The organism is Pseudomonas sp. NPDC008258, from assembly GCF_042956345.1.
Taxonomy (GTDB): Bacteria; Pseudomonadota; Gammaproteobacteria; order Pseudomonadales; family Pseudomonadaceae; genus Aquipseudomonas.
Map to the genome: position 1 here is coordinate 1 of NZ_JBIBGE010000032.1, position 18475 is coordinate 18475.

Here is an 18475-nt window from a genome sequence, read left to right on the forward strand (position 1 = left end):
GCTTGGACGGGGTGAGAACCGCGTCCAAGCCTCAAATGTGTAAACCATGTCCCCGGTTTACGATGTAAACGATGTCTCCGGTCGTACACCGCGAAGAATCCAACGCGATGCATGGCACCGGCTGCGCCGGTGTTCGCGGGCGTGCCCGCTCCCACAGGGTCCCTGCTAAATCACCAAAATGATGTCAACCTGCTTCGAAAAATCAGAATTTTTCTCTTTCTTGTAGGGCATTTCCCAAAGATACTGTTGCCGCCTATTTTCCATTGCGGGTGCCCTGCTGGGTCTCTAGTCTGGGCCTGTCGCTGCATATCAGTGACACGGCTTTGACGGGCCGCGATGGTTTTGAGTTATGGCACCTCTTTATGGTGGCTGTACGTACGGGCACGCTTGCGTGCGCCGGAGCTTCTCAATTCCGCCGGTCCGTCAACCTACGTACAGCTGCCACCCTTCTGCTTGACGGCTGAAAGGTGGCAGCACCAATAGGGAATTGAACAATGTTGAAGATGGTCCCCGACCCACCCCACACCCTCCACTCCCTCGAAGACACACTCATCCAGGCTTCGGACTACGCCCTCTGCGCGCTCGCCGTTTCGCAACAAGCGATGCTGCTGCAACCCAGATCACCCGCATCGATCTTGATGATGGCGACGACCCATGAACTTGAGTCGCTGCGCCTGTTGCTTGAATCCGCACTGATTCAGGCCCAGACGCCAAAAGAGCCACGAACGCCGCACTAAGCCGAATGTTCTGTATTGACTGGGCTGGCCCTGCTGCCAGCGAAGGTGCTCGCCCAGGTTCTAGATGATCAGGGAGATGGACCCATGACGACTGACGATTCGAACGAGAAAACGACCGTAGGCAAGACCACGTTCTACCAAGGCGAAAACCAGACCCACCCGCTGTTTCGCATCGAAGCCGGCATCCCTTGCCAGAACGCCCGCGAGCAGGCTTCGGAGTTGATGGGGTATGTGCGCGAACTGACGATTGTCGGGTTGATGGATGAGAAGCCGATGATGATCTGGGCTGCGCACTACCTGAGCGCGCTGGCCAAAGCGCTGATGGATGATGCCGAGTTGGGCATGATGCGCTGATCGGGTTCACTAGCCGCGCCACGCTCCACCACCAGCACTAGAAATCCACCTTGCCCCGCCCCGCCTTGACAGTGCTCCGCCTGGCTTTACCTTCAAGGCGGCGGGTTTTCGAGCCGAGGGTCGGCTTGGTAGGCCGGCGTTTCTTCTCGGTCTTGCCGGCAGCGATGATCAACTCGGCAAGACGCGCCAGTGCGTCGGTCCGGTTCTGCTCCTGGGTGCGGTACTGCTGGGCCTTGATGATCAGTACGCCGTCGCCGGTGATGCGGCTGTCACGCAGCGCCAGCAGCCGCTCTTTGTAGAACTCGGGCAACGATGAGGCCGGGATGTCGAAGCGCAGGTGCACAGCGCTGGACACCTTGTTCACATTCTGCCCACCCGCGCCTTGCGCGCGGATGTAGGTCAGTTCGATTTCGGCATCCGGCAGATGCACGTTGTTGGAGATGGTCAGCATGACATGGCCCTTGCAGTTGCCCCCATTATCACCGCCTGCGCCGCTCTCTCCTAGAACTGCACATGACTTGATGATTTAGCAGGGATCCTGTGGGAGCGGGCGTGCCCGCGAAGAGTCCAATGCGGTGCATGGCACCGGCTGCGCCGGTGTTCGCGGGCACGCCCGCTCCCACAGGGTACGCGGAGTGCCTGGGACGCAGTGTTCAAGATTGGGCGTTCTTGCGCGGTGCACGCTGAAGGCGTGTAACCACAATCTGAACAGCGCCGGCCACAAGGCACAGCACACCTATTTTCCATCCGCCTGTGAGGCCAAAGTTATCGGCTATCGTGCCTACGATCATCACGGTTACGAAGATGGCGGTGGGCAGGATCAGTTTGTTCATTTCGGCTTCCGAGTGCGAGCGACAGCGTTTGTGAGAAGGCACAGATCTCCAATCTAAAAGCCCTGAGAAATTCAGGGCTTTTTTGGACTTAGAAGTCGTCAGGCGGGCTTTTCTTGAACTTCCACTGGGTCATTTCCCTGGCTGCATGGAAGCTCTTGCAGTTCGCGATGAACTCATTGCGGTCCCATTCCTTGGAAAGGCTGGCCAGGATCTGCTCGTAGGTTTCACCCGAGCAATTGGCTTCGTTGGGCTCAGGCACCCTGTCTTCGGCAACTGCCCCCAGGCTCACCGCCATGCCAAGGGCTGCAAGAAAACGGGTAAAAGACACGATGTACATCCACTCACTCCTTTGAATTGACCTGCTCCAGAGGCCCGTTTTTGCAGGCCCCAAAAACGCAAAAAGCCCTGAATAATCAGGGCTTTGAATATGGCGGAAGCGTAGAGATTCGAACTCTAGGATAGTTGCCCATCGACGGTTTTCAAGACCGTTGCCTTAAACCACTCGGCCACGCTTCCAGCTCGTTTTGCGGCCGCCATAATACCTTAATGAAACACGCTGTCAAACTCTCTGTGTCGCGGGTTGTGGGAGCTCTGATAGACTCCTAGCATCTGAACGTTCGAAACCACAGGTTTTACCAAGGAGTGTCGCCATGCGCGAACAGGATTACGCCGTACACCACGGCCAGCAGGTCGAGCAGCAGGAGATCAGCAAGGTCCTGCGCAACACGTACAGCCTGCTGGCCCTTACCCTCGCCTTCAGCGGTGTCATGGCCTTCGTGGCCCAGCAGATGCGCGTCGGCTACCCGAACGTGTTCGTGGTGCTGATCGGCTTCTACGGGCTGTTCTTCCTTACCAACAAACTGCGTGATTCGGCCTGGGGCCTGGTGTCCACCTTTGCGCTCACCGGCTTCATGGGCTTTATCCTCGGCCCAATCCTCAACCGTTACCTGGGCATGGCCGGTGGCGCTGAAGTGGTCAGCTCGGCGTTTGCCATGACTGCGCTGGTGTTTGGTGGTCTGTCGGCCTATGTGCTTATTACCCGCAAGGACATGAGCTTCCTCAGTGGCTTCATCACTGCGGGCTTCTTTGTTCTGCTGGGTGCTGTCGTGGCCAGCTTCTTCTTCCAGATCAGCGGCCTGCAACTGGCGATCAGCGCTGGCTTCGTGCTGTTCTCGTCGGTGTGCATCCTGTTCCAGACCAGCGCGATCATCCATGGTGGTGAGCGCAACTACATCATGGCGACCATCAGCCTGTATGTGTCGATCTACAACCTGTTTGTCAGCCTGCTGCAGCTGTTTGGCATCATGGGTCGTGATGACTGATTGATTGGTGTGTGAGAAAGCCCGCTTCGGCGGGCTTTTTTGTGGGTATTGAACTGGGTGTAGGAGCGAGCTTGCTCGCGAACACCGGCAAAGCCGGTGCCATCCACTGCGTTGCCTGTTTCGCGGGCTTGCCCGCTCCCACAGAGGGGGCGATGCATGCTCCTGATCTGTTTTTCCCAGACAACTTCAGCCCAAATAACTGACTAAAAAGTCAGATAATCTGGCGAATGATCGCCGATCATGCGGCCATCGTGCTTTTCTCTACCGCAATCCGCCATCACCCCGTAGAATGCGCTCCTTTTTTCTTGCGGGGCAGCTTTCAGCAATGAGCTCACACGAACACAGCCCAGGCGCGGCGGCGCCTGCCAATGAACTGGTGCTTGGCCTTGAGGACAAGCCACGGCTGGTGATCGGCCTGCTGGCCGCCCTGCAGCACCTGCTGGCGATCATTGTGCCGATCGTTACCCCCGGCCTGCTGATCTGCCAGGCGCTGGGTGTTTCGGCGCGTGATACCAACCTGATCGTTTCCATGTCGCTGGTGATTTCGGGTATCGCCACCTTCGTTCAGTGCAAACGCTTCGGGCCATTTGGCGCCGGGCTGCTGATCGTTCAGGGCACCAGCTTCAACTTCGTCGGCCCGCTGATTGCCGGCGGTGCGTTGATGGTCAAGCAGGGCACGCCTGTAGAAGGCGTGATGGCAGCCATCTTCGGTGTGGTGATCGCAGGATCGTTCGTGGAAATGGGCGTTTCGCGCATCCTGCCCTTCGTCAAACGCCTGATCACCCCGCTGGTGACCGGCATCGTGGTGTTGATGATCGGCCTGACGCTGATCAAAGTCGGCCTGATCAGCATGGGTGGCGGCTTTGGCGCCATGGCCAATGGTACCTTCGCCAACGGCGATAACTTGCTGCTGTCGGGCGTGGTACTGGCGATCATCGTGATCCTCAACCGCGTCCCGGTGGTGTGGATGCGCAGTTGCGCCATCGTCATCGCCCTGGCGGTTGGCTATGCGCTGGCCGGCTACATGGGCCGCCTGGATTTCACCGGCATGCATGAAGCCGCGCTGTTCCAGGTGCCTACGCCGCTGCACTTTGGCCTGGGCTTCTCGTGGGCGCTGTTCATTCCGATGCTGGTGATTTACCTGGTGACTTCGCTGGAAGCCATCGGTGACGTTACCGCCACCAGCAAGGTGTCGCGCCAACCGGTCGAAGGGCCGGTGTGGATGCAGCGGATCAAGGGCGGTGTGCTGGTCAACGGTGCCAACTCGCTGCTGGCCGGCTTGTTCAACACCTTCCCCAGCTCGATCTTTGCGCAGAACAACGGCGTGATTCAGTTGACCGGTATCGCCAGCCGCCATATCGGTATCTGGATTGCCGTGATGCTGGTGCTGCTGGGCCTGTTCCCGAGCGTTGCCGGGGTGATTCAGGCGGTGCCGGAGCCGGTACTCGGTGGTGCGGCCATGGTGATGTTCGGTGCGGTTGCGGCTTCGGGTATCAATATTCTGGCCAGCACGCGGCTGGATCGTCGGGCGCTGCTGATTATTGCGGTGTCTTTGGCGTTGGGCCTGGGTGTTGCGCAAGTACCGGAGTTCCTGGCGCACATGCCGGCGGCGATCCGCAATGTGCTGGAGTCAGGTGTAGCCACGGGCGGTATCTGTGCCCTGGTGTTGAACTGGTTCCTGCCGGAGAGCAAGGAACAGGCCTGAGCCCTTCAGGCCGCATAAAAAGCCCGCCCCGCCATGCACAAGCGGGCGCGGGCTTTTTTGCTTTATCATGGCACCATTCCTTTGCATGAGTTACCCATGAAATTCGCTATCGCGGTGTTCTCTCCGGCCCATGCGCCCTCTTCGCGGCGCGCCTTGCGCTATGCCGAGGCAGTGCTGGCCGGCGGGCATGAGATTGCCCGGTTGTTCTTCTATCAGGACGGGGTGCACAGCGCCTCGGCCAACGTGGTCGCCCCCCAGGACGAACTGGATGTGGCGGGCCAATGGCGCGCCTTTATCCAGGCCAACCAGCTGGACGCCGTGGTGTGCATTGCCGCCGCCCTGCGCCGTGGCGTGCTCGATGAAGCCGAGGCCAACCGCTACCAGCGCCCGGCCGTAAACCTGCCCAAACCCTGGGAACTGTCGGGGCTTGGCCAGCTGCATGAGGCAGCGCAGGTTGCCGACCGCCTTGTCTGCTTTGGAGGCGACTGAAATGGCCAAATCGCTACTGATCATCAGCCGCCAGGCACCATGGAACGGCCCATCCGCCCGCGAAGCGCTGGACATCGCCCTGGCCGGCGGCGCGTTCGACCTGCCGCTGGGCATGCTGTTCCTCGACGACGGGGTGTTCCAGCTCGCCCCGGGCCAGCAACCTACCGCCGTGCAACAGAAGAACCTGGCCGCCAACCTGCAAGCACTGCCCATGTTTGGCGTTGACGAGTTGTTTGCCTGTAGCCACAGCCTCACCCGCCGCGGCCTGGCAGCCGACACCCTGGCACTGCCGGTGCAAGTGCTCGATGACGCGGCCCTGACTGCACTCATCGCCCGTTTTGACCAGGTGGTAACGCTCTGATGACAACCCTGCATGTAATTGCCCACTCCCCGTTTGGCGACGATCGCCTGGCCAGCTGCCTGCGCCTGCTAGGTACCGACGACGCGCTGCTGCTGTGCGGCGATGCTGTGTATGCCTTACGCAGCGGTAGCGAGCCGCACCAGCTGTTGCAAGCGGCCGGCCTGGCCCAGCGCCTGTTCGCCCTTGAAGAAGACGTGCAGGCCCGCGCGGTCGGCAACAGCCTGGCCAAGGCCGTGGACTACGCCGCGTTTGTCGAACTGTCGCTGCACTACGACAAGGTCAACACCTGGCTATGAATACGCTCAACGTTGGCGATAACGCCATCGCCCTGGACAAAGACGGCTTTCTGGTCGACCTGCAAGACTGGTCCCACGCTGCCGCCGAGGCCCTGGCCGAACGCGAGGGCATCCCGTTGACCGCTGACCACTGGGAAATCCTCGAACTGCTGCGCCAGTTCTACCAGGAATACCAGCTGTCGCCGGCCACGCGCCCGCTGATCAAGTACACGGCCCTGAAGCTGGGCCCGGAAAAGGGCAACAGCCCGCACCTGAACCGCCTGTTCAACGGCACCCCTGCCAAACTTGCCGCCAAGCTGGCGGGCCTGCCCAAACCGACCAACTGCATATGACCGAACCTCGCCCTTTGACACTGGAAACCCCGGCCGAACACCCGTTCGCCGAATTCGTGCGCATTCTCGGCAAAGGCAAGCGCGGCGCGCGTGGCCTGACCCGCGAAGAAGCCCGCGCAGCCATGACCCTGCTGCTGGAAGGCAAAGTCGAAGATACCCAGCTGGGTGCCTTCCTGATGCTGCTGCGCCACAAAGAAGAAAGCGCCGAGGAGCTGGCCGGCTTCACCGAGGCCCTGCGCGCCCACCTGCAGGCGCCGAGCATTGCGGTGGACCTGGACTGGCCCACCTACGCCGGCAAGAAGCGCCACCTGCCTTGGTACCTGCTGGCAGCCAAGTGCCTGGCTGGCAATGGCGTGCGCATCCTGATGCACGGCGGCGGCGCTCACACTGCCGGGCGCATGTACAGTGAGCAACTGCTGGACCTTCTGCAGATTCCGCTGTGCCGCGACTGGGCCGCCGTCGGTAACGCGCTTGACCAGCACCAGCTCGCGTTCTTCCCGCTGCACGACTGGGCGCCGCAGTTGCAGCGCATGATCGACCTGCGCAACACATTGGGCTTGCGCTCGCCCATCCACTCACTGGCACGCGTGCTCAACCCACTGGGCGCACGCTGTGGCCTGCAAAGCATCTTCCACCCCGGCTACCAGGCGGTGCACCGCGAGGCCAGCCGCCTGCTGGGCGATCATGCCGTGGTGATCAAGGGCGATGGCGGCGAGATCGAGGTCAACCCCGATGTCATCAGCCACCTGTACGGCACCACGGCAGGCGAAGCGTGGGACGAAGAGTGGCCAGCGCTTAGCGAGCGCCGCCATGTCAAACCGGCCAGCCTGCAAGCCGAGCACTTACTGGCGTGCTGGCGTGGTGATGTGCAAGACAGCTATGGCGAGAAGGCCCTTATTGCCACCATGGCCCTGGCCTTGCGTGGCTTGGGGCAGGACCGCGAGCAGGCGTTCGCAACAGCACAAGGCTACTGGGACACGCGAAACAAATCGATTTAACCGATCATTAACCCCGGTTATTTGCGCTATTTATTCGAACGATTTGGCCTAGACTGGGCTCCAACGACAAACAACTTTGTTCCGAGGAGCTCACTCATGGGCCTTTTGATCGACGGCCGCTGGCATGACCAGTGGTATGAAAACGGCAAGGACGGCACGTTCAAACGCGAAAACGCCCAGCGCCGCAATCAACTGCCCGCCCCCGAGGCCGGCCGTTACCACCTGTACGTCTCGCTGGCATGCCCATGGGCCCACCGCACCTTGATTTTCCGTGCCCTCAAAGGCCTGGAACCATTGATCGATGTATCGGTGGTCAGCTGGCTGATGCAGGACCACGGCTGGACGTTCGATGTGCAGCAGGGCTCTACGGGCGACCACCTCGACGCCTTGCAGTACCTGCACCAGCGTTACACCCTGGATGACCCACACTACACAGGGCGCGTGACCGTGCCTGTGCTGTGGGACAAGAAAGAGAAGCGCATCGTCAACAATGAATCGGCGGAGATCATCCGCATCTTCAACACCGCGTTCAACGAGCTGACCGGCAATACGCTGGACCTGTACCCGCAGCCACTGCGCCCCACCATCGAGGCACTGAACGAGCGCATCTACCCGGCCGTGAACAACGGCGTGTATCGCGCAGGCTTTGCCACCACGCAAGACGCCTACGAGTCCGCGTTCGACGATGTGTTCAACGAACTGGATTATCTGGAAGACCTGCTGAGCCGCAATCGCTACCTGGCGGGTGAATACCTGACCGAGGCCGATGTGCGCCTGTTCACCACACTGGTGCGCTTCGATGCGGTGTATCACGGGCACTTCAAGTGCAACCTGCGCCGCCTGAGCGACTACCACAACCTGTCGAACTGGCTGCGTGAGCTGTACCAGTGGCCTGGCGTGGCGGGAACGGTGGATATGGAGCATATCCAGAAGCACTATTACATGAGCCACAAGACCATCAACCCGAACGGGATCGTGCCAAAAGGGCCTTTGCAGGACTTTGGCCTGGCGCATGATCGGGAGAAGTTGGCGGGGAAAGGGATCTGGCAGGCTTGAGATAGCCGGGGCTGCTTTGCAGCCCATCGCCGGCAAGCCATCTCCCACAGGTATTTCACAGGCCTGAAGCCTTGTGCAGTACCTGTGGGAGCTGGCTTGCCGGCGATGGGCCGCAAAGCGGCCCCGCTAAAATCAGCTGTTCTGCGAACCTTCGAACCAGGCCAGCTTGTCGCGCAATTGCACCACTTCCCCGACAATCACCAGGGTCGGCGCATGCACTTCATGCCGGGCCACCAGCTCTGGCAAGTCTGCCAACGTACCGGTAAACACCCGCTGGTTACGTGTAGTCCCCTGCTGCACCAAGGCAGCCGGCGTACTGGCCGCCCGCCCGTGGCGAATCAGCTCGGCACAGATGGTCGGCAAACCCACCAACCCCATGTAGAACACCAAGGTTTGTGCCGGCGCCACCAGGTCATCCCACGGCAGGTTGCTGGTGCCATCCTTCAAGTGCCCGGTCACGAAGCGCACCGACTGGGCATAGTCGCGGTGAGTCAGGGGAATCCCGCCATAAGCCGAACACCCACTGGCCGCCGTAATGCCCGGCACTACCTGGAACGGAATGCCATGCTCGGCCAGCTCTTCGATCTCTTCGCCACCCCGGCCGAAGATGAACGGGTCGCCACCCTTCAGTCGCAGCACACGCTTGCCCTGCTGAGCCAGATCGACCAGCAGCCGGTTGATCTGGTCCTGCGGCACGGCATGGTCAGCGCGGCGCTTGCCCACGTAGATGCGCTCGGCATCACGCCGGCACATCTCGATGATTGCAGGTGCCACAAGGCGGTCGTACAGCACCACGTCGGCCTGCTGCATCAGGCGCAAGGCACGGAAGGTGAGCAAGTCCGGATCGCCCGGGCCCGCACCTACCAGGTACACCTCACCGCCCTGCTGCACTGGCGCACCGTCTACCATCGCCTGCAACAGGCGTTCGGCCTCGGCACCCTGCCCGGCCAGCTGGCGCTCGGCAATCGGCCCCTGGAACACGGTCTCCCAGAAGCCGCGACGCTGGTTGACGTCCGGATACAAGGATTTCACCTTGTGCCGGAAACGCGCAGCCAGCCCGGCCAGCTCACCGTAGGCCGACGGAATCCAGGCCTCAAGCTTGGCGCGAATCAACCGTGCGAGTACCGGGGCGTCACCGCCACTGGACACCGCAATCACCAAGGGTGAACGGTCGACAATCGCCGGGAAAATCACCGTACACAAGGCCGGTGCATCCACCACGTTGACCGGCAGGCTGAGGGCCTGCGCATCCGCCGACACCTGGGCGTTAAGCCCAGGGTCGTCGGTAGCTGCGATCACCAGCCGGCAACCGACCAGGTCGGCTGCCTGATAGCCACGCACCAGCACCTCTCCGCCACCTTCCCGGGCCAACGCGGCCAACTGGCCGTCGACGTCCGGCGCCACCACGCGCAGCACGCTGCCGGCATCTGCCAGCAAGCGTGCCTTGCGCAAGGCGATCTCACCGCCACCGACGACCAGCACGCGGCCGCCCTGCAGCTTGTGGAACAGCGGCAGGTAATCCATTTAGCGGATGACCTCGACGCCGCCCATGTACGGCTTCAGCACTTCCGGCACCAGGATCGAACCATCGGCCTGCTGGTAGTTTTCCAGCACGGCAACCAGGGTACGGCCTACGGCCAGGCCGGAGCCGTTGAGGGTGTGCACCAGCTCTGGCTTGCCGGTTTCCGGGTTGCGCCAGCGGGCCTGCATGCGGCGCGCCTGGAAGTCGCCGCAGTTGGAGCACGAGCTGATTTCGCGGTACTTGTCCTGGCTCGGCACCCACACTTCCAGATCGTAGGTTTTCACAGCGCCAAAGCCCATGTCGCCGGTGCACAGGGCCAGCACGCGATATGGCAGCTCCAGCAGTTGCAGTACACGTTCGGCGTTGGCGGTCAGGCCTTCCAGCGCTTCCATCGACTTGGCCGGCTCTACCACCTGCACCATCTCGACCTTGTCGAACTGGTGCTGGCGGATCATGCCGCGGGTGTCACGGCCAGAAGCACCGGCTTCGCTGCGGAAGCACGGGGTGTGGGCAACCAGTTTCAGTGGCAGTTGCTTGGCATCGAGGATCTGATCGGCCACCAGGTTGGTCAGCGACACTTCGGCAGTCGGGATCAGGTAGAAGTCTGCCTCACCTTCGCGGGTGATCTTGAACAGGTCTTCCTCGAACTTCGGCAGCTGGCCAGTGCCCTGCAATGCAGGCGCCTGCACCAGGTACGGGGTGTAGTGCTCCTCGTAGCCGTGCTCGCCGGTGTGCAGGTTGATCATGAACTGCGCCAGGGCGCGGTGCAGGCGGGCGATCGGGCCACGCAGCACGGCAAAGCGGGCGCCAGACAGCTTGGCTGCGGCCTCAAAGTCCAGGCCACCGCTGACTTCACCCAGGGCGACGTGGTCCTTGATTTCAAAGTCAAAGGCCTTCGGCGTGCCCCAGCGGCGCACTTCGACGTTGTCGTCTTCGCTGGCGCCGACCGGTACGCTGGCGTCTGGCAGGTTGGGGATGGTCAGCAGGATGCCGTCCAGTTCAGCCTGGATGCCGTCCAGTTCAACCTTGCCAGCGGCCAGTTCATTGGCCATGCGCTCGACATCGGCCATCAGCGGCGCGATGTCTTCGCCCTTGGCCTTGGCCTGACCGATGGACTTGGAACGGGCGTTACGCTCGGCTTGCAGCTGCTCGGTGCGGGTCTGCACCGCCTTGCGGCGCTCTTCCAGTGATTCGATGCGCGCGACATCCAGGCTGAAGCCACGGGAGGCCAGGCGTTGCGCCACTTCCTGAAGTTGGCCGCGTAACAGTTTGGAATCGAGCATATCGTTCTCTCGTTATAGGTAGGTGTTGGTTCAGAATCGGGTCAGTGACAGGCCAGCCCAGGTCGCAAGCAGCCCGCCCACTACGCTGATACCGGTATAGCCCAAGGCAAGGGGCACCTGCCCGCTTTCCATCAGGCGCACGGTATCGAGCGAGAAGGAGGAAAAGGTCGTGAGGCCGCCGAGAAAGCCGACAATAAGGCCGGCGCGCAACTCGACCGGCACCAGCGGCTTGTGCAGGAACAGGCCGTAAAGCAGGCCGATCAACAGGCAGCCGACCAGGTTGACCGCCAGCGTACCGGCATAGAAGTGCCGTGGCCAGTGGGCCGTTACCCAGTTGGCGGTAGCAAAGCGCAGCAAGGTACCGGCGATACCGCCAGCGCTGACCGCGGCGATGAGTGCAATCACGGTTTTCTCCGTTGACGGGGGCTATTGCGGTCGAGGTCTGCCAGGTGGCGCAGCTTCTCGCCAATCTTCAGCTCCAGGCCACGGGGCACTGGCTGGTAGTACTGGCGGGGCTCCAGTTCGTCGGGGAAGTAATCCTCACCGGCGGCGTAAGCGTCGGGTTCATCGTGGGCATAGCGGTACTCGTCGCCATAGCCCAGTTGCTTCATCAGTTTGGTCGGGGCGTTGCGCAGGTGCAACGGCACCTCCAGCGAACCATGCTCGGCTGCTTCGCGCAGCGCGGTCTTGAAGCCCATGTACACCGCGTTGCTCTTGGGTGCACAAGCAAGGTAGGTAATGGCCTGGGCCACTGCCAGCTCGCCTTCGGGGCTACCCAGGCGCTCCTGGACATCCCAGGCCGCCAGGCACAGGCTGAGCGCACGCGGGTCGGCGTTGCCGATGTCCTCGCTGGCCATGCGCACCACGCGACGGGCAATGTACAGCGGGTCGCAGCCGCCATCGAGCATGCGCGCAAACCAGTACAGGGCGCCATCAGGGTTGGAACCGCGCACCGACTTGTGCAGCGCGGAAATCTGGTCGTAGAACGCCTCGCCACCCTTGTCGAACCGTCGGCGGCTGTCACCGAGCAGGCTCTGTAGCATCTCGACGTCGATCTCGCTGCCATCTTCAGCAAGGTCAGAAGCGTTCTCGAGGAAGTTGAGCATGCGCCGGCCATCGCCGTCGGCGGCAGCCATCAGCATCTTGAACGCGTCGTCGCCCACCCGCAGGTTGCGCTTGCCCAGGCCGCGCTCTTCCGTGAGGGCGCGGTTGACCAGTTTGCGCAACGCTCCCTCGTCCAGGCTCTTGAGCACATACACCCGGGCCCGCGACAGCAGCGCATTGTTCAGCTCGAATGACGGGTTCTCGGTGGTAGCGCCAATGAACAGCAGGGTGCCGTCTTCCACATAAGGCAAAAAGGCATCCTGCTGCGACTTGTTGAAGCGGTGCACTTCGTCAACGAACAGAATGGTACGGCGGCCGTACTGGCCAGCCTGCTGTTTGGCCACTTCAACGGCCTGACGGATCTCTTTTACCCCGGCCAGTACTGCCGACACGGTTTCGAAGTGCGCATCGCAGAACTGCGCCAGCAGCCGCGCAAGGGTGGTCTTGCCCACCCCCGGCGGCCCCCAGAAGATCATCGAGTGCAGCGCACCCTGCTCCAGCGCTTCGCGCAGCGGTTTGCCGCGCGCCAGCAGGTGCTCCTGGCCGACGTATTCGTCCAGGTTGGACGGGCGCAGGCGAGCGGCCAGGGGCTGGGCGACGGGTTCGCTTCGAAACAGGTCCATGACGGGCTCTGGTTACTCCTTGATCACGTCCGCGCCTTTGGGGATGTCGAACTTGAACTTGCTGTCCGCCACCGCCTGGTTGGCCTTGACGCCATTGAACAGGATATTGGTGCGCTGACCGACGCTGTCGATCAGCTGCATGTCATTGATCAGGCCTTTGCGGAACGACACGCGCAGCGAGTCGAACAGGGTGTCCTTGGTTTTCGGCTTGAGGGTGAAGTCCATCACTTCGCCCTGCTCCTTGGAGGTGATGTCGAAGCTCTGGCTGATTTTCGACACGTCACCAGACAGCAGCAATGCCGGGGTCTGGTTCAGGCGCACGTCGAGCTTCTTGATGGTGGCCTGCTCCAGGTCCGGGTCCCACAGGGTCACCATCTTGCCGTCAGACACCACCACTTGTTCCTGCGGCGCATCGGTGTGCCAGTAGAACAGGCCCGGGCGCTTCACGGTCATCTGGCCAGCGGTTTCCTGCAGGCTGGCGCCGTCGGCGCCCAAGGTCAACTGCGAGAAATTGGCCTCGATGGTCTGCGACTTTTCCAGCAGTTGGGTCAGGCGTTGTACATCTTGCTCGCCGGCAAAAGCCGAAGCGCTGCCCAGAGCAAGGGCAGAAACCAACAGCATGCGAATCGCGCGCATGGTAATCCTCATTGAGCATTGAAAAGGCCGGGCGCCACCGTTGGCGCCCGGCAAGGTGTTCATCAGTCGCGCGGGCCGCCCGGGGCAATCACTTCCCGCGAGCCGTTGCTGTTCATCGGGGTGACAACGCCAGCCATTTCCATCGACTCGATCATGCGCGCAGCACGGTTGTAGCCGATCTTCAGTTTGCGTTGCACGGCAGAAATGGAAGCACGGCGGCTTTCAAGCACAAACTGCACTGCTTCATCATACAGGGCATCGGTTTCTGCATCGTCACCATCGCCACCACCGCCGCCGCCATCAAAGCCGCTACCGGCCTCTTCGACGCCGTTGAGGATGTCGTCGTTGTAGTCCGGCGCGCCGCGCAGTTTCCAGGCTTCTACCGTGCGGTGCACTTCGTCGTCGGATACGAACGCGCCGTGTACACGGATCGGCAGGCTGGTGCCCGGCGGCATGTACAGCATGTCACCATGGCCCAGCAGCTGCTCGGCACCACCCTGGTCGATGATGGTGCGCGAGTCGATCTTGCTGGATACCTGGAACGCCATGCGGGTCGGGATGTTGGCCTTGATCAGGCCGGTGATCACATCCACCGACGGGCGCTGGGTAGCGAGAATCAGGTGGATACCTGCCGCCCGCGCCTTCTGGGCGATACGGGCGATCAGCTCTTCGACCTTCTTGCCGACGATCATCATCATGTCGGCGAACTCGTCCACCACCACCACGATGGTGGGCAGGGTCTTCAGCGCAGGGGGCTCGTCGTCCATGCTCTCGCGGCGATACAGCGGGTCATGGATGATTTCGCCAGCTTCCTGGGCATCCTTGATCTTGCGGTTGAAACCGGCCAGGTTACGCACACCCATGGCCGCCATCAGCTTGTAGCGCCGCTCCATCTCGGCCACGCTCCAGCGCAGGGCGTTGGCGGCGTCCTTCATGTCGGTGACGACCGGGCACAGCAGGTGCGGGATGCCTTCGTAGATCGACAGTTCAAGCATTTTCGGGTCGATCATGATCAGCCGCGCGTCTTCCGGGCTGGACTTGAACAGGATCGACAGGATCATGGCGTTCACACCCACCGACTTCCCGGAACCGGTAGTACCGGCCACCAGCAGGTGCGGCATCTTGGCCAGGTCGGTAATGACCGGCTTGCCGCCGATGTCGTGGCCCAGGGCCAGGGTGACCGGCGACTTCTGCTCGTCGTACTGCGGCGTAGCCAGCACCTCGGAGAAGCGCACCATCTGCCGGTTTTCGTTGGGGATTTCGATACCCACGGTGGTCTTGCCGGGGATCACCTCGACCACCCGCACGCTGGTAACCGCCAGCGAGCGCGCCAGGTCCTTGGCCAGGTTGGCAATGCGGCTGACCTTCACGCCAGCAGCCGGCTGGATTTCGTAACGGGTAATCACCGGGCCCGGGTGGATCGAGTCCACCGCCACTTCCACACCAAACTCCTTGAGTTTGATTTCCAGCAACTGACCGACGCCCGCCAAGGATTCTGGCGAGTACTCGATCTTCTTCTGCTCGGCCGGGTCGAGGATGGAAATCGATGGCAAGGTGCCTTCCACGGCGCTGTCGATGAACAACGGCGCCTGTTTTTCTTTCATCACCCGCTTGCTCGGCTCTGGCGCCTTGTCGGCTGTCGGCGGCACGATCATCGGGGTTGCAGGCTGCGCACGGGGTACTACCGGTTCGCGTGGCACCACCGGTTCACGGGCGACGGTTGGCTCACGGGGCGGCACGACTGGCTCGCGGCCCAGGGTCGGTTCGCGCGGTTCGACTACCGGGGCGGGCGCCTCTTCACGCTTGAAGATACGCTCACGCAGCGCCGGTTTGGCCGGTTCGCGCTTCTCGGCGGCCATCGGCGCAGCCTTGACCACCGGTTCGTCCTCGCGCAGCTGTGCTTCCAGGCGCTTGCGCTCGTTGCGTGCCTCCCACCAGCGGTTGGCCGCGCCCTGCACCAGCTCGAACAAGTCGAGGGTGATCTTGCCGGTCAGGTCCATCACCTTGAACCACGACAAGTCGGTGAACACGGTAAGGCCGAACAGGAACAGGGCAATGAACATCAGCGTGCTGCCCTGCACGTTCAGCAGGTTGCGCGCCAGGTCACCCAGGCTTTCGCCAAGCGCACCGCCCGCGGAAAACGGCAGGCTGGCCGGCGGGTGGAAGTGGATATGCGCCAACGCCGCCCCGGACAGCACCAGGAACACCAGGCCGATCAGCCGCCAGGAGAACAGCCAGCCGCTCCAGTCCCACGGTTGGTGGCGTTCACGGAAAATCTGCCACGTCTTTACCGCCAGCAGCAGCGGGAAGATATAGGCGAAGTAACCCAGCACCATGAACAGGATGTCGGCGAAGTAGGCGCCGGCACGCCCGGCGGCGTTCTGCACCTGGTCGACGGTGGCGGTGTGGCTGAAGCCTGGGTCCGACGTGTCGTAGGTCAGCAGCGCCATCCACAGGTACAGGCACAGGGCGCCGACAGCGATCAACGCACCTTCCTTGAGGCGATAATGCAGCTGCTGCCGCCACAGGGGCACAGGCAAAGGAGCTGGGGTTGCGGTGGATTTCTTCAAAACGCGTCTATTCCTGCGCGTGCTGCGCGTCCAATAGTGATCGGCCGGCTGTACGGCCAATGAACCACTACTTTTAACATTACTGCCCGCCAGCCGCCATGGCGGCACGCCGTATGGAGCTTTGGCCGGGGGCGACTTTCATATAGGTGCAATTTGAGCATGCATTTTCTTTTGTGACAAAGGCTTATGCTGTGTTTTTGCACAGGTGTGACAGCAAATGTAGCGGATGGTGCCTGCGGTTTCATGAATGTGTAGGAAATTGCCTAATTTCATTGCCTGTAGCGCCCTCTTAGCGGGCGCGCCCGCTCCCACAGGTCCTGTGCAGGCTGCGAGGGCGAAGAAGCCAAAGAGATTGACCCTGCTTTTCACCCGCGCCATGCTGCCCGCTCCCCTCCCCCACCGCACGATAGACCATGCTCACCTGGCTAACCCGCGACTCGCTGACCTTCCCGCCCCTGGAAAAGGCCCTGCACGACCCCAACGGCCTTCTGGCGGCCGGCGGCGACCTTACCCCCGAGCGCCTGGTGCAGGCCTATCGCCACGGTTGCTTCCCCTGGTACCAGGACGGCCAACCGATCCTGTGGTGGTCACCCGACCCGCGTACCGTGCTGCTGCCAGACCAACTGCACGTGTCGCGTTCGCTGGCCAAGCTGATGCGCCAGGGCCGCTATCAGGTCAGCTTCGACACCGACTTCCCTGCCGTGATCGCCGCCTGCGCCGCGCCTCGCGACTATGCCGACGGCACGTGGATCACCGACACCATGCGCAATGCCTACTGCGAACTGCACCGGCGCGGCATCGCCCATTCGGTGGAGGTACGCCAGGACGGTGAGCTGGTCGGCGGCCTGTACGGCCTGGCCATGGGCCAGCTGTTCTTCGGCGAATCGATGTTCAGCCGCGCCGACAACGCTTCCAAGGTTGGCTTCGTGACCCTGGTCAACCACCTGCGCCAGGCCGGTTTCGTGCTGATCGACTGCCAGATGCCGACCAACCACCTGCACAGCCTGGGCGCCCACGCCATCAGCCGCGCCGAGTTCGCCGGCTACCTGGCACGCCACCTCGACCAGCCCAACAGCGCCACATGGGTTGCCTAGGCGAGTTTCCGTAGCTGGCTTACACTTAAAACAAAGTCTCACCGAAGGGGTTGATCATGACAGAGTTGGCGCGGTTGAAGTTCTATGCCACTCAGCCCCACTCCTGCAGCTACCTGCCCGAGGAACAGGCAACCACACTGTTCCTCGACCCCAGCCAGCCGATGGACGTGAACGTGTACGCCGACCTGTCGGAAATGGGCTTCCGGCGCAGTGGCGACCACCTGTACCGGCCTCATTGCCAGAACTGCAATGCCTGCGTGCCGGCCCGCATCCCGGTGGCGCGTTTTATCCCCAACCGCCAGCAACGGCGCATTCTGAAGCGCAACGCCGACCTGACCGTGACGGCAGCACGCCCAACGTTCAAGGAAGAGTACTTCGACCTGTACCGGCGCTATATCGAAACGCGCCACGCCGACGGTGACATGTACCCGCCCAGCCGCGACCAGTTTTCCACCTTCCTGGTGCGCGACCTGCCGTTCTGCTGGTTTTACGAGTTCCGCCTGGAGGGCCGGCTGATGGCGGTGGCGGTGTGCGACCTGCTGCCCAACGGCATGTCGGCGGTGTACACCTTCTATGAGCCGGACGAAGAGCGGCGCAGCCTTGGCCGCTTTGCCATCCTGTGGCAAATCACGGAAGCCCTGCGCCAGGAGCTGGAGGCGGTTTACCTGGGTTACTGGATCAAGAACTGCAAAAAAATGAATTACAAGACGCAGTATCGGCCAATCGAGCTGCTGATTAACCAGCGCTGGGTCACCCTCAACTGAAAGCCTTGGCTTGACACACACTTTTCCGGCATAATCCACGCCACTTTTTTGCCCGGTGCGGTTATGCGTCGGGCCAACACTGGATCCGAGGGTTCTACTGCATGTCGAAAGAAGACAGCTTCGAAATGGAAGGTACTGTCGTCGACACCCTGCCCAACACCATGTTCCGCGTGGAGTTGGAAAACGGGCACGTCGTAACCGCGCACATCTCCGGAAAGATGCGCAAAAACTACATCCGTATTCTCACTGGCGACAAGGTCCGCGTCGAACTGACGCCGTACGACCTGAGCAAGGGCCGCATCACTTACCGTGCGCGCTAAGCTCAAGCCATGAAAAAGCCCGGCCATGTGCCGGGCTTTTTTGTGCCTTCAAGATTGTAGGGGGCTGCGTTGCAGC

The 18475-nt window shown here is 61.9% G+C and carries 22 protein-coding genes and 1 tRNA gene; 13 read left to right on the top strand and 10 right to left on the bottom strand.

The features are described from left to right. The first annotated feature begins 494 nt into the window (after nt 1-494). Complete coding sequence (locus tag ACFY9W_RS22670; protein ID WP_391135008.1) at nt 495-737, top strand: hypothetical protein; 243 nt, start codon at nt 495-497, stop codon at nt 735-737. 84 nt (nt 738-821) lie between these two features. Continuing rightward, nucleotides 822-1091: a DUF3077 domain-containing protein gene (locus tag ACFY9W_RS22675; protein ID WP_391135011.1), complete on the top strand. Its 270-nt coding sequence runs from the start codon at nt 822-824 to the stop codon at nt 1089-1091. Between the two features lie 37 nt (nt 1092-1128). On the opposite strand, the gene arfB is transcribed toward ACFY9W_RS22675, so the two are convergent. The 4 genes from arfB to ACFY9W_RS22695 form a co-directional block, all read right to left on the bottom strand. Next, on the bottom strand, nt 1129-1542 hold the full coding sequence (gene arfB, locus ACFY9W_RS22680) for an alternative ribosome rescue aminoacyl-tRNA hydrolase ArfB (protein ID WP_391135014.1): 414 nt from the start codon (nt 1540-1542) through the stop codon (nt 1129-1131). A 202-nt stretch (nt 1543-1744) separates the two neighbouring features. Then, complete coding sequence (locus ACFY9W_RS22685; protein WP_391135017.1) at nt 1745-1924, bottom strand: hypothetical protein; 180 nt, start codon at nt 1922-1924, stop codon at nt 1745-1747. Nucleotides 1925-2012: 88 nt separating this feature from the next. After that, nucleotides 2013-2261 carry an entry exclusion lipoprotein TrbK gene (gene trbK, locus ACFY9W_RS22690; RefSeq protein WP_391135020.1) on the bottom strand — a complete coding sequence of 83 codons (249 nt, stop codon included), beginning with the start codon at nt 2259-2261 and terminating at the stop codon, nt 2013-2015. Nucleotides 2262-2352: 91 nt separating this feature from the next. Beyond that, nucleotides 2353-2440, bottom strand: a tRNA-Ser gene (locus tag ACFY9W_RS22695). Between the two features lie 134 nt (nt 2441-2574). Here ACFY9W_RS22695 and ACFY9W_RS22700 point away from each other — a divergent pair. The 8 genes from ACFY9W_RS22700 to ACFY9W_RS22735 all read left to right on the top strand — a co-directional run bounded on the left by ACFY9W_RS22700 (nt 2575) and on the right by ACFY9W_RS22735 (nt 8483). After that, complete coding sequence (locus ACFY9W_RS22700; RefSeq protein WP_003251184.1) at nt 2575-3246, top strand: Bax inhibitor-1/YccA family protein; 672 nt, start codon at nt 2575-2577, stop codon at nt 3244-3246. Between the two features lie 325 nt (nt 3247-3571). Then, nucleotides 3572-4951: a nucleobase:cation symporter-2 family protein gene (locus ACFY9W_RS22705; protein WP_286110629.1), complete on the top strand. Its 1380-nt coding sequence runs from the start codon at nt 3572-3574 to the stop codon at nt 4949-4951. 96 nt (nt 4952-5047) lie between these two features. Then, nucleotides 5048-5440, top strand: a complete 393-nt coding sequence (gene tusD, locus ACFY9W_RS22710) for a sulfurtransferase complex subunit TusD (protein ID WP_391135025.1) — start codon at nt 5048-5050, stop codon at nt 5438-5440. 1 nt (nt 5441) lies between these two features. Then, on the top strand, nt 5442-5801 hold the full coding sequence (gene tusC, locus ACFY9W_RS22715) for a sulfurtransferase complex subunit TusC (RefSeq protein WP_391135028.1): 360 nt from the start codon (nt 5442-5444) through the stop codon (nt 5799-5801). Next, complete coding sequence (gene tusB, locus ACFY9W_RS22720) at nt 5801-6097, top strand: sulfurtransferase complex subunit TusB (protein WP_391135029.1); 297 nt, start codon at nt 5801-5803, stop codon at nt 6095-6097. Before tusC ends, tusB begins: the two co-directional genes overlap by 1 nt. Next, nucleotides 6094-6429 (top strand): TusE/DsrC/DsvC family sulfur relay protein, encoded by a 336-nt coding sequence (locus ACFY9W_RS22725; RefSeq protein WP_119369451.1) that lies wholly within the window; start codon nt 6094-6096, stop codon nt 6427-6429. Before tusB ends, ACFY9W_RS22725 begins: the two co-directional genes overlap by 4 nt. After that, a complete protein-coding gene (locus ACFY9W_RS22730; protein ID WP_391135031.1) occupies nt 6426-7427 on the top strand; it encodes a glycosyl transferase family protein in 1002 nt (333 codons plus the stop codon). Before ACFY9W_RS22725 ends, ACFY9W_RS22730 begins: the two co-directional genes overlap by 4 nt. A gap of 96 nt (nt 7428-7523) precedes the next feature. Then, on the top strand, nt 7524-8483 hold the full coding sequence (locus ACFY9W_RS22735) for a glutathione S-transferase C-terminal domain-containing protein (protein ID WP_391135033.1): 960 nt from the start codon (nt 7524-7526) through the stop codon (nt 8481-8483). 132 nt (nt 8484-8615) lie between these two features. Here the strand turns inward: ACFY9W_RS22735 and cysG are convergent, their stop codons facing one another. The 6 genes from cysG to ACFY9W_RS22765 all read right to left on the bottom strand — a co-directional run bounded on the left by cysG (nt 8616) and on the right by ACFY9W_RS22765 (nt 16281). Further along, entirely contained in the window at nt 8616-10007 is a 1392-nt protein-coding gene (cysG, locus tag ACFY9W_RS22740; protein WP_391135035.1) for a siroheme synthase CysG, read from the bottom strand. Then, nucleotides 10008-11288, bottom strand: a complete 1281-nt coding sequence (gene serS, locus ACFY9W_RS22745) for a serine--tRNA ligase (protein ID WP_391135037.1) — start codon at nt 11286-11288, stop codon at nt 10008-10010. 30 nt (nt 11289-11318) lie between these two features. Then, nucleotides 11319-11693 carry a fluoride efflux transporter CrcB gene (gene crcB, locus ACFY9W_RS22750; protein ID WP_391135039.1) on the bottom strand — a complete coding sequence of 125 codons (375 nt, stop codon included), beginning with the start codon at nt 11691-11693 and terminating at the stop codon, nt 11319-11321. Further along, the gene (locus ACFY9W_RS22755; protein ID WP_391135042.1) at nt 11690-13015 is read right to left on the bottom strand and encodes an AAA family ATPase; all 1326 of its coding nucleotides are present in this window, start codon (nt 13013-13015) and stop codon (nt 11690-11692) included. Before ACFY9W_RS22755 ends, crcB begins: the two co-directional genes overlap by 4 nt. A 12-nt stretch (nt 13016-13027) precedes the next feature. Continuing rightward, nucleotides 13028-13651: an outer membrane lipoprotein chaperone LolA gene (gene lolA / locus ACFY9W_RS22760; RefSeq protein ID WP_391135045.1), complete on the bottom strand. Its 624-nt coding sequence runs from the start codon at nt 13649-13651 to the stop codon at nt 13028-13030. A 62-nt stretch (nt 13652-13713) separates the two neighbouring features. Further along, nucleotides 13714-16281 (bottom strand): DNA translocase FtsK 4TM domain-containing protein, encoded by a 2568-nt coding sequence (locus tag ACFY9W_RS22765; protein WP_391135047.1) that lies wholly within the window; start codon nt 16279-16281, stop codon nt 13714-13716. Between the two features lie 353 nt (nt 16282-16634). Here ACFY9W_RS22765 and aat point away from each other — a divergent pair, with 353 nt between their 5' ends. From aat to infA, 3 genes are all read left to right on the top strand, one after another. Then, the gene (aat, locus tag ACFY9W_RS22770; RefSeq protein ID WP_019096728.1) at nt 16635-17315 is read left to right on the top strand and encodes a leucyl/phenylalanyl-tRNA--protein transferase; all 681 of its coding nucleotides are present in this window, start codon (nt 16635-16637) and stop codon (nt 17313-17315) included. Nucleotides 17316-17371: 56 nt separating this feature from the next. Beyond that, entirely contained in the window at nt 17372-18079 is a 708-nt protein-coding gene (locus tag ACFY9W_RS22775; RefSeq protein WP_391135051.1) for an arginyltransferase, read from the top strand. Between the two features lie 101 nt (nt 18080-18180). Next, a complete protein-coding gene (gene infA / locus ACFY9W_RS22780) occupies nt 18181-18399 on the top strand; it encodes a translation initiation factor IF-1 (protein WP_002553999.1) in 219 nt (72 codons plus the stop codon). Nucleotides 18400-18475: the final 76 nt, after the last annotated feature.